This window comes from Bradyrhizobium sp. 199 (assembly GCF_023073355.1).
Classification (GTDB): Bacteria; Pseudomonadota; Alphaproteobacteria; order Rhizobiales; family Xanthobacteraceae; genus Bradyrhizobium.
The window spans coordinates 1,587,722-1,601,153 of record NZ_JADPJI010000005.1 but is presented as its reverse complement, the minus strand read 5'-3'; the positions used below and the strand labels follow the sequence as shown (position 1 = coordinate 1,601,153).

Sequence of the window (13,432 nt, the reverse complement as noted above, 5' to 3'; positions counted from 1 at the left end):
TTCGACCGGCGCTGCAGCGTTTGCGATACGCAGACGCGCACTCTTCAACTTCCTGGGGCAGTCGCGTGGACTGCCCCGGAAGCAAGGTATCAGTTCAACCCAATTGAACGTGAGGTGTGACCGTTACTTGCGCTTGGCCTTGCGGGCGGCGTAGCGGGCGTCGCGCTTGGCCTTCTGGTCGGCCTCGGCTTCAGCCAGCTTGGCGACCGCTTCTTCCGCCTCGCGGGCGATCCGCTCAGACTCCGCGGCTGCGGCTTGCTCCGCGACGCGCTTCTGCTCGGCCTTTTCGGCTTCGCGCGTTGCCTTTGCCTCGGCGCGCTTGGCCGCGAGTGTCTCGCGCTCGGCGCGTCGTGCCGCGACCGCCGGATCGTCGTGAGCCGGTTGCGACTTGAACTTGTTCAAAAGATTTTTGCGTGCTTCCTGTGCCGCCTTTTGTCGGTCGGAGAAGCCTGGTTCCTTAAATCCACTCATCGAACGAACCTTGTCTTCCTCACTTTCGGGCCTACATCACTGCGTGTTGGAACGTCGGCTGGGCATAGCGGGCGCCACGCGATGCAGAAGCGTGTACATCGGCGCGCGTCGCGAAGCCACCCATAATCGCAGCCGATCAGGTCAACGAAAAATCGCCCCCCACGATCTCTCGTAGCCCGGAAAAACTGCCGAATTGTGATGTCCCTCATAAGGGACCACGAGGGCGACGCCTAGCGTCCGCCCGATATGGAGCACGGGCATGACGACCTCAAGATTAAACCTGAAGGCGCTCGCAATTGCCTTCGCCCTGGTAGCCGTTGGCGGTGCCATGCTGCTGCTCGGCCGTCCGCAGCCGATCGAGAGTGCCCTGCTGGGAGCCGACTGGGAATGCACCCAGACCGCGTTCGTGCTCACGACCTGCGCCCCGCGGGTCCAGCAGGCGATTCCGGCGGTCGAAACCTCGCGTAAGGATGCGATCCGGCAGACCCGAGGCTGAGCCTGAAACGCAGGACTGACGTGCCTAACGGGAGATGTGACGGGACGTCACAGAGGTGATAAGCCGGGCTTCCCGCGCGACCAGATAGCCATGTCCACATCCCAGCCCCAACCGGGCGAGAAGCCGAAATCCGGGCCGAAGCCTCCCTCCGGTGACAACCGCCGCGGCGCGATCGGCGGCCTGATCATCGCGATCGTGATCCTCGGGATCGGCTGGTGGCTCGCCCGGGACCTAACCGCGGCGAGCAAGATGCAGGATTGCCTGATGTCCGGCCGTCGCAATTGCAACGTCATCGAGCCGGCCCGCTAGAAGCGGTCCAGCGCGGCCGCTCGGGCCGAAAAATTGCCCTGATCTTAATCATTTGTAACGGGACTTCGCCGACCAAAGCAGGTCAGCTATGTCAGCCGGCATCAAGCCCGGCGCGAGGCGAATCGTCTATCGCGCCAGGTATCACGGCAATCCAAAGAGCAGGGGGTCAAGCACGCATGAGTGCGTCCATCCGCATGAAGATCATCATTCCCATGGTTTCGGCCATGTCGCTGCTCGCGCTGTCGGCGCAGGCCCAGGACGCCAGGCCGGCAAGGGATGCCGGCCAGCCTCCGGCCGGCCCGGCCGCAGGGGCACCGCCCCCGAACAATCAGAACATGCGCAAGGGCCCGCCGCCGCAGCAGGCGGCCCGGCCCGCACCGCAACCCGGTGGCCAGCCCCATGCGGGTCCTGGTCCGCGCGGCGCTCCGGCGCCGCACGGCGCCGGTGGCCCGCCGCCCGGACGTTATGTCGCCCGCGGTCCCGCTCCGACTCGCGACTGGGGCGGACACACCTATCGCGGCACTCGCGCCTGGGACGGCGGGCGCTGGCGCCGCGAAGTCCACAACGGCCGCTCAGGCTGGTGGTGGGACGTTGGCGGTGTCTGGTATTATTATCCGCAGCGAATGGCCGGCCCGCCCGCCTACATCTCGGAGGAGTATTACGACGACGTGCCGGTGGCCTATGCTCCGGCGCCGCCTCCAGTCGCCTATGCGCCGCCACCTCCGCCTCCGCCAGCGGCTGATCCGGGCGCGAGCGCACTTGGCGGCGCCATCGTCGGCGGCCTGCTCGGAGGACTGATTTCGGGCAACGCAACCGGGGCTGCTGCCGGCGCGGTTCTCGGCGGGGCAACCGGGGCCATCGCGGGCGCCACCGCCGCGTCCCAGCCCGGTTACTATTGGGCGCAGGGCAGTTGCTATTACCGCTATCCGAGTGGCCAGTACGTGCAGGCCGATCCGCGCGCCTGCTACTGAGGTCCAAGCCGGATCGAAGCGTAGAGGCGGGCCCGGCCCGCCTTTTTTCTTATGAGCCGGCGATTGCTTCAAATCGGCGCTGGCGCTCGTTGCCGCTTCACGCAAGTCTCAGAACAAACATGTCGGGATGATTCGCGGGGACGTGGGACATGCTGGATGCAATCCAGATCAGCTTGGCGCTTTGGGCCATGATCGTTTGCGGTGGGATCAAGCTAGGGCAGGCGCTGCACTGCCTGTTTTAGGCGCATGATTCCGGCGGCGAGCCTTGCAGGGGATGGATCGCCTTGCATCAAGATACGAGCCAGTTGAAGAACGCGATCGTGCCCCAGACCAGGCCGGTGATCCAGACCAGCATCACGATACCGATTGTCCCGAGATAGGCGACGCCGACCAGGTCGCTCCTGTGTCGTCGCGTCGGGACGTTGGCTGAGGCTGCTGCGTGTTGTGTCATGACGGAAAACACCATCGATGTCCTCGTGCGCTTCTGAAAGCGTCGAGACATGGTTTAGCCGAGATGTCGGGCCAAGACTGTGACGCCATTCACAGATCGTCCGAATGAAGCTCAGCCTGATGGCTTCGCAATCAGCGCATGCATGCGGTGAGGCAAGGTGCCCGGGTGCTCACCCGTCCGGGAGGCGGCGACGTCACCCCGCAATCATACGGACGAAATTGCCACGCGCTTGTCCAGATGGCCGGATAGAGTCGGCTTCATGTGTCCCAAGTACGACCCACAGCATGAAGCCGAGGCGGCGATGAAGCGGGCGGCGGCATCGGAAGGTGCCGATCGGCAGCGCTTGATCCAGCTGGCGCTCGCCTGGCACGAGCTCGCCCGCGAGCGGCGCGACGAGCGGGCGGACTGAGGGCATTCTCGGGGAAATTTGGCAATGTCAGGCCGAGGTCGGTCGGCCCGTTGATCAGCATGAGAAGGCCCCGTGCTCGGGGGACAAGCACGGGGCCCTTCAAAGCCGACCGGGGCTGGGAGGTCGGCACCACTCGATTTCGAGCAACCAACGCGCCGACCGTGATCTCGTTCCACGCTGCTTTCGCATTTTATTGTGCCGGGCGGCGCGTGCTTGTGAGCGCATGATCGATCTAGACGCAACCCGTCGTTAACGAACGCTCCGCACCTCATTTTACGATCGCGATTCGTGCCTTGCGAACGAAGCGGAGTCGGATCGTGAACAAACAAAAAGCCCCCGAAGGGGCCTAAGGTCTTAGGCAGCTTCCGTCTTCGGAACGGCGTCGGCATTCACTGAAAGCTTGACGATATCGCCTTCGACGGCACCGACATATTTCGTGTCGATGTAGTGATGATGGTCCTTGTGACCTTCCGGGCCGTCCTTGCGTGTCAGCTTGATCCGGTTGCCCTCGACGCGGTCGACGGTGCCGACATGTGCGCCGTCCTTGCCGATGATTTTCATGTGCTCTCTGATGTCAGCCATGTTGTTCTCCTTGCTTAGGTCTCAACCGCCAAGACCGATGTTCGTTGCAGCAGACCGGGGTGGACCCAAGGCGCTTTCCGCACGTTGAACGGTCGATCGGATCGACAAGACGCGCATGGAGACCATTCAGGCCTATCTGGAACGGAAGCATGAGGAGCTCAGGCTGTTGAACGGCTGCCTGAGACATCGGCTCGATTTGCCGCGTCCGCGTTCCGTCGACGATATCGTCAGGTCCAAATTCCAGATCACCGCGGCGTTGAGGGCGGAGCAGGAGCTGCACGACTGGAAGGCGACGGAGACAGCGTGGTCGCACACGGCCGATCGCGTCAGCGGGCCTTTCGAATTCAGTTACGACTACCAGCGGGCCGATCTGACGGTGCGCGGTCCTTCATTCTACGAGTTCGACCGCGGCTGCGCGAGCACGGCGATCTATACCGCCTCAGGCATGGCCGCGATCGCCGCCGTACTGCTGGCCTCCGCGCACATCGTCGAGAAGGCTGATATCCTGGTGCTTCCAGGCTCCTACGGCGAGACGCTGGAGCTGATCCGGGGCTTTGTTGCTCATTTGCGGCACGTGACTTTGAGTCTGCCGCTGCGCGTTGCGTTTGCTTCGGGAAATTCGCCACGAATTCTCTTGTTGGATTCCTGCTCTCTCGCCGGCGCTTTCGAAGCCGCGCTTAGAAGTGACGGCTCGGGTCTCGATCTCCTGGTTTTCGACACGACATGCTTCGCCGGCCGTTCGGGTCGGATCAGGCGTGTTCTGAAGTGGGCCCGCCGATACGGAATTCCGCTGGTGCTGGTGCGAAGCCACAACAAGCTCGATTCGCTCGGGGCGGAATATGGCCGGCTCGGCTCGGCCGTATTCGTGCACGGGAATGAGACCCGGCAGGGGGCAGGACGTCCTGAATGGACGCGCCTGGCATCCGAGACCCGCAACGCGGTGCGACTGCTTGGCGGTGCGGCGTTGCCGGCGCATTTCCCGCCCTTTGTGGGTAGCGCGGCCTACCAGGCCCTCACCAAGCGACGCGTCGCGGCGATCTTGCACAACAGCCGTAGGATGGCTCGATATTTCGCTGCGAAGCTCCCGGCACGATCGGCCGAACTCCATTTCACCCACGGTCTCTACGCCACCCTCCGGGGCAAGCGACCCCTCGACGAAGCCAGCGCGCGGCAGGCTGCCGACGACATGAGCAACGAACTGCGCGCAGAAGGCTTCCCGATCCGCCACGCCGGCAGTTTCGGCTTCGACTTCGCCGCGACGGAGTGGTTTCACGACGCGATCACGGATCAGTACAGCGTCCGGGTAACGGTCCCGGATTTGCCGACAGAGCTGTGGGGCGATCTCACCGCCGCGGTTGCGCGCTGGTGGGCGGCACATCAATGGGCAGGCCGTGAAGGATGAATGTTTCGCCGATGGCCCCGAAGGCCAATAGCCCAGGAGGCCGACAGCCCAGGAGGGGCGGCCTCGATCAATCGATCGCCAGGCAATGCTCCAGCTGCGGCTTCTCGTGGCCGCGACGGGTCCATTCCTGAACGGCAAAGGCGAGGTGATGCTGGCCCATCGCGCCGCCAATAATGGATGCCTGCGCCACCTCGATCGGCTTTTTGATCACACTGGTATTCACCAGGCCTGCGTCGATTGCCAGGTACGACATCGCGACGATCGCCACCGCAGATGCGATAGCCATTCTCGTCCATTCGGAAGGCGGCATTAAAATCCTTATCAAGCGCAATACGTCCGGCGCATAGATAGGCCCGATCTGCGCGGTTCAAAGCCCGCGGCGAGGGGACCCACGCGTTCGTGAAGGGCGGTTGACTGGTAAGGTTGATTGGTAAATGAGGCTGGCGATCCCGGCAGGATTCGAACCTGCAACCCTCAGAGTAGAAATCTGATGCTCTATCCAGTTGAGCTACGGGACCGTCTTGAGCCGCCCCGGCTTGGGGAGCTGGGTTCATCTAGCATGCCATTATGAAAAATTGGGTGTTTCGCCAAGCCTGAACCGAACCGTTTTCCTCAATGCCGCGACAAAGCGGAACGGTGGCGTGTCAGGGTGCCGGGTTGAGCGGCAGCGGACTGGACGATGGATCACATCGCCGGTAACGCTGGCCAGCTTCCGGGATACGGCCGCCGGTCGACGGATCTGGTACTGCTGCGCCATCAGGGCGGCGTGCGCGACAGTATCTTGATCGGTCTCCTCTGGGCTTGCCTTATCATGGCGAATGCGACGATTTGCAGCTTTGGTTCCATCGCCTTGAGTCCGTCACCTTTCCGAGCATTTCATGCTGCCTGCGGGCGGCTGTCCGCAATTTCCGGGAGTCCATCATGATCGGTCTTGTTCGCGCCGTCACACTCTGCGCCGCGCTGGCGCTCGGCCTTAGCGCCGCGCAAGCCGCCGACAAAGCCTTCAAGCGCGACGATCTCGCCGATTCCGCGATCAAGCTGGAGGCGCAGATCAAGAGCGAGGCGGGGCCGGTCGCCAAGACCAACGCGACGTTGAAGACGGATGCCGACGCCGCTTTCCGGCGCAATGATTACCGCACGGGACTGTCGGTGCTCGGCCAGATCGCGGCGACCACGCCGGAGGATACCGGCAACTGGCTGCGGCTCGCCAAGGTCATCTTCCAGATCCTGCCGAAAAGCTCGAGCGAGCAGACCTTCCTGCTGGAGCGCGCCTCGACCGCCGCCTACATCGCCTATCAGCGGGCCGGCAACCCGGGCGAGGAGGCGGATGCGCTTGCCGTGCTCGGCAAGTCGCTGGCGGAGCGGAAATTGTGGCGGCCGGCGCTGGATGCGCTGCGGCTGTCGCTCGATATGCGCGAGGTCGCCGACGTCCGCGGCCAGTACGAGAAAATGCGGGATGAGCACGGCTTCCGGCTGCTCGACTACACCGTGGACTCGGATTCAGCGAGCCCGCGCGCCTGCTTCCAGTTCTCGGAGGAGCTGGCAAAACGCACCGACTTCGCGCCGTTCCTGGCGCTGGCTGGCCAGGACAAGCCGGCGCTGTCGGCCGAAGGCAAGCAGCTCTGCGTCGACGGGCTGAAGCACGGCGAGCGCTACAACATCAATCTGCGCGCCGGCCTGCCGTCCACCGTGAAGGAAGGCCTGCCGAAATCGGCCGAGTTCAACGTCTATGTGCGCGACCGTAAACCCTTCGTGCGCTTCACCAGCCGGGCCTATGTGCTCCCCAGGACCGGCCAGCGTGGCATTCCCGTGGTCAGCGTCAACACGCCCGCGGTGAATATCAGCGTGTTCCGCATCGGTGACCGCAACCTGATCAACACGGTGGTCGACAGCGACTTCCAGAAGACGCTGTCGAAATATCAGCTCAATGATCTCGGCGACGAGCGCGGCGTCAAGGTCTGGACCGGCGAGCTCGCGACTGCGATGACGCTGAACCAGGACGTCACCACGGCATTCCCGGTCGATCAGGCCCTCGGCGAGCTCCAGCCGGGCGTCTACGTGATGACGGCGGCCGCGAAGGGGCCGGGCTCGGACGACGAGTACCAGCTCGCAACGCAATGGTTCATCATCTCCGATCTCGGCGTGTCGGCCTATTCCGGCAATGACGGCATCCACGTGTTCGTCAACTCGCTGGCCTCGACCGATCCGATCGGCAAGGCCGAGGTGCGGCTGGTTGCCCGCAACAACGAGATCCTGGCCACCCGCAAGACAGACGAGTCCGGTCACGTGCTGTTCGAGGCCGGACTTGCGCGCGGCGAGGGCGGCCTGTCGCCGGCGATGCTCACCGTGACCGGCGAGAAGGCCGACTATGCCTTCCTCAGCCTGAAATCCTCCGCCTTCGACCTGTCCGACCGCGGCGTTTCGGGGCGCGCGGTGCCTGCCGGCGCCGACGCGTTCGTTTATGCCGAGCGCGGCGTCTACCGTTCCAGCGAGACCGTCTATCTCACAGCGCTGTTGCGCGACGGGCAGGGCAATGCCGTCGCCGGCGGGCCGCTGACGCTGGTGATTGAGCGCCCCGACGGCGTCGAATTCCGCCGCGCCGTGCTGTCCGATCAGGGCGCTGGCGGCCGTACGCTGTCCGTGCCGTTGAATTCAGCCGTGCCGACCGGGACCTGGCGGGTGCGCGCCTTCACCGACCCGAAGGGCTCCTCGGTCGGCGAGACCACCTTCATGGTCGAGGACTACGTCCCCGACAGGATCGAATTCGACTTGTCCGCCAAGGACAAGCTGATCAAGGCTAACGCTCCAGTGGAGCTGAAGGCGGACGGCCATTTCCTCTATGGCGCGCCGGCCGCGGGCCTCGCGCTCGAAGGCGACATGCTGGTCGCGCCCGCCAGCGAACGGCCGGGCTTTGCCGGCTACCAGTTCGGCGTCGCCGACGAGGAGACCACCTCGAACGAGCGCTCGCCGCTGGAGAACCTGCCCGAGGCCGACGCCAATGGCGTTGCGACCTTCCCGGTGACGCTGGACAAGCAGCCGGCCTCGACCCGTCCGCAGGAGGCACAGATCTTCGTCCGGATGGTCGAGACCGGCGGCCGCGCCGTCGAGCGCAAGATCGTGCTGCCGGTCGCGCCCACCGCGGCGCAGATCGGCGTCAAGCCGCTGTTCGGCGACAAGAACGTCGCGGAGGGCGACAAGGCCGAGTTCGAAATCGTGTTCGTCTCGCCCGAGGGTGAGAGGCTGCGCCGCGACGGCCTGCGTTACGAGCTCCTGAAGATGGAGTCACGCTATCAATGGTATCGCCAGAACAATTACTGGGAGTACGAGCCGGTCAAGTCGACCTCGCGCGTTGCCGATGGTGACGTGACTGTTGCAGCCGACAAGCCGGCGCGGCTTTCGCTGGCCGCCCAGCCTGGCCGCTACCGGCTCGATGTGAAGTCGAACGAGGCCGACGGCCCGGTGACCTCGGTGCAGTTCGACGTCGGCTGGTATTCCGACGGCAGCGCCGACACGCCGGACCTCCTGGAGACCTCGATCGACAAGCCGCAATATTCCTCCGGCGACACCATGACGGTGTCGGTCAATGTCCGCAGCGCCGGCAAGCTGACCGTCAACGTGCTCGGCGATCGCCTGCTGACGACGCAGACCATCGACGTCAAGGAAGGCACCGCCCAGGTGAAGCTCCCGATCGGCAAGGATTGGGGCACCGGCGCCTATGTGGTGGCGACGCTGCGCCGTCCGCTCGATGCCGCTGCCCAGCGCATGCCGGGCCGGGCGATCGGGCTGAAATGGTTCGGCATCGACAAGCAGGCCCGCACGTTGCAGGTGAAGCTGTCGCCGCCGGCGCTGATCCGCCCGAACGCGGCGCTGAAGATCCCGGTCAAGCTCGACGGGCTCAATCCGGGCGAGGACGCCAAGATCGTGATCGCCGCGGTCGACGTCGGCATCCTCAACCTCACCAATTACAAGCCGCCGGCTCCGGACGATTATTATCTCGGCCAGCGCCGCCTGAGTGCCGAGATCCGCGACCTCTATGGGCAGCTGATCGACGGCATGTCCGGCACGCGCGGCCAGATCAAGTCCGGCGGTGACGCCGGTGCTGGCGAGCTCCAGGGCTCCCCGCCCGCGCAAAAGCCGCTGGCGCTGTATTCGGGCATCGTCACGGTGGCCGCTGATGGCACCGCGGAAGTGAGCTTCGATATTCCGGAGTTCGCGGGCACCGCGCGCGTGATGGCGGTGGCGTGGACGGCGACCAAGCTCGGCCGCGCCAACACCGATGTCGTGATCCGCGACCCCGTGGTGCTGACCACGACCCTGCCGCGTTTCCTGCTCAATGGCGACCATGGCACGGTCAACCTCGAGATCGACAATGTCGAGGGCCAGGCTGGCGACTACGTCATCAACGTGAAGACCGGCGGTCCGGTAAAGATGACGGGCAATCCCGCGACCACGGTCAAGCTCGCCGCCAAGCAGCGCAACTCCTTCGCGCTTGCGATCGATGCGACCGCGGCGGGGCCGGCGACACTCGACGTCGACATCAAGGGCCCGAACGGCCTGGCGCTGGCGCGCCACTATGTGCTCGATGTCAAGGCGGCGACGCAGGTGCTGGCACGGCGGTCGATCCGGACGCTGGCGAAAGGCGAGAGCCTGACGCTGACTTCCGACATGTTCTCCGACCTCGTGCCGGGCACCGGCAGCGTCTCGGTCTCGGCGAGTCTGTCGACCGCGCTCGACGCCGCGACGATCCTCAAGGCGCTCGATCGCTATCCCTATGGCTGCTCGGAACAGATCACGAGCCGCGCCTTGCCGCTGCTCTATGTCAATGACCTTGCGGCCGGCGCGCATCTGGCCATGGACACCGAGGTCGACCAGCGCATCCGCGACGCGATCGAGCGGCTGCTCGCACGTCAGGGCTCGAACGGTTCGTTCGGTCTGTGGTCGGCGGGCGGCGACGATGCCTGGCTGGACGCCTATGTCACGGACTTCCTGACCCGCGCCCGCGAGAAGGGCTTTGTGGTGCCGGACGTGCTGTTCAAGAACGCGCTCGACCGTATCCGCAACTCCGTCGTCAACGGCAACGAGCCGGAGAAGGACGGCGGGCGCGATCTTGCCTACGGCCTCTACGTGCTCGCGCGCAATGGCGCGGCGCCCATCGGCGATCTCCGCTATCTCGCCGATACCAAGCTTGCCAACCTGGCAACGCCGATCGCGAAGTCGCAGCTCGCGGCGGCGCTCGCTCTCGTCGGCGACCGCAACCGCGCCGAGCGGGTCTACAGCGCCGCGCTCGACAGCCTCGCGCCGAAGCCGGTGCTGGAGTTCGGCCGCACCGACTACGGCTCGCAGCTTCGCGATGCCGCAGCCTTGGTGTCGCTTGCCAGCGAAGGCAATGCGCCGAAGGCGACGCTGACGCAAGCGGTGTCGCGGGTCGAGACCGCGCGCGGACTCACGCCCTACACCTCTACGCAGGAGAATGCGTGGCTGGTGCTGGCCGCACGCGCGCTCGCCAAGGAGAACCTGTCCATGGAAGTGGACGGCCAGCCGGTCAAGACCGCGCTCTATCGCAGCTACAAGGCTGTGACGCTGGACGGCAAGCCGCTCAAGATCACCAACACCGGCGATGCTCCGGTGCAGGCGGTGGTCTCGGTGTCGGGCTCGCCGGTGACGCCGGAGCCGGCGGCATCCAACAGCTTCAAGATCGAGCGCAATTACTTCACGCTCGACGGCAAGCCGGCCGACATCAGCAAGGTCAAGCAGAACCAGCGCTTCGCGGTGGTGCTGAAGATCACCGAGGCCAAGCCCGAGTACGGCCACATCATGGTATCCGACTATCTGCCCGCGGGGCTCGAGATCGACAACCCGAAGCTGGTGTCGTCGGGCGACAGCGGCACGCTGGACTGGATCGAGGATGGCGAGGAGCCTGAAGATACTGAGTTCCGCGACGATCGCTTCACCGCGGCGGTCGATCGCGCCTCGGACTCCAAGTCGGTCTTCACCGTCGCCTATGTCGTGCGCGCGGTCTCGCCGGGCAAATACGTGCTGCCGCAGGCCTATGTCGAGGACATGTACAATCCCTCGCGCTATGGCCGCACCGGCACGGGCAACGTCGAGGTACGGGCGGCGAAGTGAGTGAGATGAGCGAGGCTGACAACGTATCTCGTCATTCCGGGATGGTCCGAAGGATCAGACCCGGAATCTCGAGATTCCGGATTCGGCTCTTCGAGCCGCCCCGGAATGACGGGGACGGCGGGCGCAGCTTCATGCGTCTCCTCTCTGCCGCTGCTCTGACCCTCATCCTCGCCATCATCGGCTTCGTCAGTTGGGTCTACTCGCTCGGACCGCTGCCGCTCGACGAAGCGCGCCGGGTCTCCACCACGATCGTCGACCGCAACGGCAAGCTGCTGCGCGCCTATGCGATGGCGGATGGCCGGTGGAGGCTGCCGGTCGATGCCAGGTCCAATGTCGATCCGACCTATCTAAAGCTGCTGCTGGCCTATGAAGACCAGCGCTTCTACGCCCACGACGGCATCGATCCGCTGGCGCTGGGGCGTGCCGCCTTGCAGCTCACAACGCGCGGCCACATTGTGTCCGGCGGCTCGACTATCAGCATGCAGCTTGCCCGCTTGATGGAGCCGCGGCGGCAGCGTTCGCTCTATGCCAAGCTGCGGCAGATGGTGCGCGCGATCGAAATCGAGCGCAGCATGAGCAAGGAGCAGATTCTCGATCTCTATCTCGCTCTGGCGCCATATGGCGGCAATCTCGAAGGCATCCGCGCCGCCTCGATCGGCTACCTCGGCAAGGAGCCGAAGCGCCTGTCGCTGGCGGAGGCCGCGCTGCTGGTCGCGCTGCCGCAATCGCCGGAAACGCGCCGGCTCGACCGCCATGCCGAGACCGCGCGTAAGGCGCGCGACCGCGTGCTCGACCGCATGGTCGAGGAGCATGTGGTCAGCGCCGACGACGCACGGCAGGCCAAGGCTGTGCCGGTGCCAAAGTTGCGCAAGCCGATGCCGATCCTGGCGCCGCACGCTTCCGACACCGCGCTGTCGACGGTCAAGGATGCGCCGGTCGTCAAGCTCACGCTCGACGCAAACTTGCAGAAGGTGCTGGAGCCGCTGGCGCGCGACCGCGCCATTGCGCTCGGGCCGAACATCTCGGTCGGCATCATCGTGGTCGACAACGACAGCGGAGACGTGCTCGCCCGCGTCGGTTCCGCCGATTATTTCGACGAAAGCCGGGCAGGGCAGGTCGACATGACCCGCGCAGTGCGCTCGCCGGGCTCGACGCTGAAACCCTTCATCTACGGGCTCGCCTTCGAGGATGGCTTCATTCATCCGGAAAGCCTGATTGACGATCGTCCCGTCCGCTACGGCTCCTATGCCCCGGAAAATTTCGACATGACCTTCCAGGGCACCGTGCCCGTGAAGAAGGCGCTGCAATTGTCCCTGAACGTGCCGGCGATCGTGCTGCTCGACCGTGTCGGCTCCAGCCGGCTGGCGTCGCGGTTGCGGCAGGCCGGCGGCAATCTCGTGCTGCCCAAGGACGAAGCGCCCGGGCTCGCCATGGGTCTCGGCGGCGTCGGCGTGACGCTGCAGGATCTCACGCAGCTCTACACGGGCTTCGCCCGCCTCGGCACCACCAAGCCGCTGCGCGAGGTCATCGCGGATAGGGATGACCGCGAGCCATTGCGGCTGCTGGATCAGGTCGCGGCATGGCAGGTCGGCAACGTGCTGTTGGGAACGCCGCCGCCGGAGAATGCCGCTCACAACCGCATCGCCTTCAAGACCGGGACCTCCTACGGCTATCGCGATGCCTGGTCGGTCGGGTTCGACGGCCGGATGACCATCGGCGTCTGGGTCGGCCGACCCGACGGCGCGCCGGTCCCTGGCCTGATCGGCCGCGTCGCCGCTGCGCCGATCCTGTTCGATGCCTTCGCCCGTACCGGCAAGACGCTGGTCCCATTGCCGAAGCCGCCGAGAGGAACCCTGGTTGCCAGCAACGCCAAGCTGCCGTTGCCGCTGAAGCGGTTCCGCCCCGTGGGGGAACTGGTGCGAACCGGCCGGGAGCAGGCGCTGCACATTCAATTTCCGCTGAACGGCTCGCGGATCGATGTCGATCGCTCCGGAGGGCAGGAGAGCGCGGCGATGCCGGTCAAGGTCGCCGGCGGCGTTCTGCCCATGACCGTCATGGTTAACGGCACGGCACTCGGTGAGATCGACGGCCGGCGCCAGCGCCTGATCGACCCGCCCGGTCCCGGCTTTGCGCGGCTCACCGTGATCGACGCCACTGGCGCCGCGGACACAGTTGTCATTCGAATTCAGTGAGTCCGTCTCAAGCGGTTGTGGCG

11 protein-coding genes and 1 tRNA gene are annotated in these 13,432 nt (G+C 65.2%); 7 read left to right on the top strand and 5 right to left on the bottom strand.

The window, feature by feature from the left end; all coding sequences use genetic code 11:
• Positions 1–123: 123 nt before the first annotated feature.
• On the bottom strand, positions 124–471 hold the full coding sequence (locus tag IVB28_RS16155) for a DUF6481 family protein (protein WP_247527457.1): 348 nt from the start codon (positions 469–471) through the stop codon (positions 124–126).
• A 259-nt stretch (positions 472–730) separates the two neighbouring features.
• On the opposite strand from IVB28_RS16155, the gene IVB28_RS16150 reads away from it, so the two are divergent.
• The 3 genes from IVB28_RS16150 to IVB28_RS16140 all read left to right on the top strand — a co-directional run bounded on the left by IVB28_RS16150 (position 731) and on the right by IVB28_RS16140 (position 2,247).
• Positions 731–967 carry a hypothetical protein gene (locus IVB28_RS16150; protein ID WP_247527455.1) on the top strand — a complete coding sequence of 79 codons (237 nt, stop codon included), beginning with the start codon at positions 731–733 and terminating at the stop codon, positions 965–967.
• Positions 968–1,057: 90 nt separating this feature from the next.
• Positions 1,058–1,276 (top strand): hypothetical protein, encoded by a 219-nt coding sequence (locus tag IVB28_RS16145; protein WP_247527453.1) that lies wholly within the window; start codon positions 1,058–1,060, stop codon positions 1,274–1,276.
• Between the two features lie 176 nt (positions 1,277–1,452).
• Positions 1,453–2,247, top strand: a complete 795-nt coding sequence (locus IVB28_RS16140) for a hypothetical protein (RefSeq protein ID WP_247527452.1) — start codon at positions 1,453–1,455, stop codon at positions 2,245–2,247.
• 289 nt (positions 2,248–2,536) lie between these two features.
• Here IVB28_RS16140 and IVB28_RS16135 read toward each other — a convergent pair whose 3' ends face one another.
• Positions 2,537–2,698, bottom strand: a complete 162-nt coding sequence (locus IVB28_RS16135) for a hypothetical protein (RefSeq protein ID WP_247527450.1) — start codon at positions 2,696–2,698, stop codon at positions 2,537–2,539.
• 259 nt (positions 2,699–2,957) lie between these two features.
• Here IVB28_RS16135 and IVB28_RS16130 point away from each other — a divergent pair, with 259 nt between their 5' ends.
• The gene (locus tag IVB28_RS16130; RefSeq protein ID WP_247527448.1) at positions 2,958–3,107 is read left to right on the top strand and encodes a hypothetical protein; all 150 of its coding nucleotides are present in this window, start codon (positions 2,958–2,960) and stop codon (positions 3,105–3,107) included.
• 354 nt (positions 3,108–3,461) lie between these two features.
• Here the strand turns inward: IVB28_RS16130 and IVB28_RS16125 are convergent, their stop codons facing one another.
• A complete protein-coding gene (locus IVB28_RS16125) occupies positions 3,462–3,689 on the bottom strand; it encodes a DUF2171 domain-containing protein (RefSeq protein ID WP_247527446.1) in 228 nt (75 codons plus the stop codon).
• Between the two features lie 115 nt (positions 3,690–3,804).
• On the opposite strand from IVB28_RS16125, the gene IVB28_RS16120 reads away from it, so the two are divergent.
• On the top strand, positions 3,805–5,091 hold the full coding sequence (locus IVB28_RS16120; RefSeq protein ID WP_247527444.1) for a hypothetical protein: 1,287 nt from the start codon (positions 3,805–3,807) through the stop codon (positions 5,089–5,091).
• Between the two features lie 67 nt (positions 5,092–5,158).
• On the opposite strand, the gene IVB28_RS16115 is transcribed toward IVB28_RS16120, so the two are convergent.
• Positions 5,159–5,401, bottom strand: coding sequence for a hypothetical protein (locus IVB28_RS16115; RefSeq protein ID WP_247527442.1), 243 nt, complete (start codon positions 5,399–5,401; stop codon positions 5,159–5,161).
• Positions 5,402–5,532: 131 nt separating this feature from the next.
• Positions 5,533–5,609 (bottom strand) — tRNA-Arg (locus IVB28_RS16110).
• Between the two features lie 403 nt (positions 5,610–6,012).
• Between IVB28_RS16110 and IVB28_RS16105 the strand changes: the two genes are divergently transcribed.
• A complete protein-coding gene (locus IVB28_RS16105; protein ID WP_247527441.1) occupies positions 6,013–11,217 on the top strand; it encodes an alpha-2-macroglobulin in 5,205 nt (1,734 codons plus the stop codon).
• 131 nt (positions 11,218–11,348) lie between these two features.
• Positions 11,349–13,409: a penicillin-binding protein 1C gene (gene pbpC / locus IVB28_RS16100; protein WP_247527440.1), complete on the top strand. Its 2,061-nt coding sequence runs from the start codon at positions 11,349–11,351 to the stop codon at positions 13,407–13,409.
• Positions 13,410–13,432: the final 23 nt, after the last annotated feature.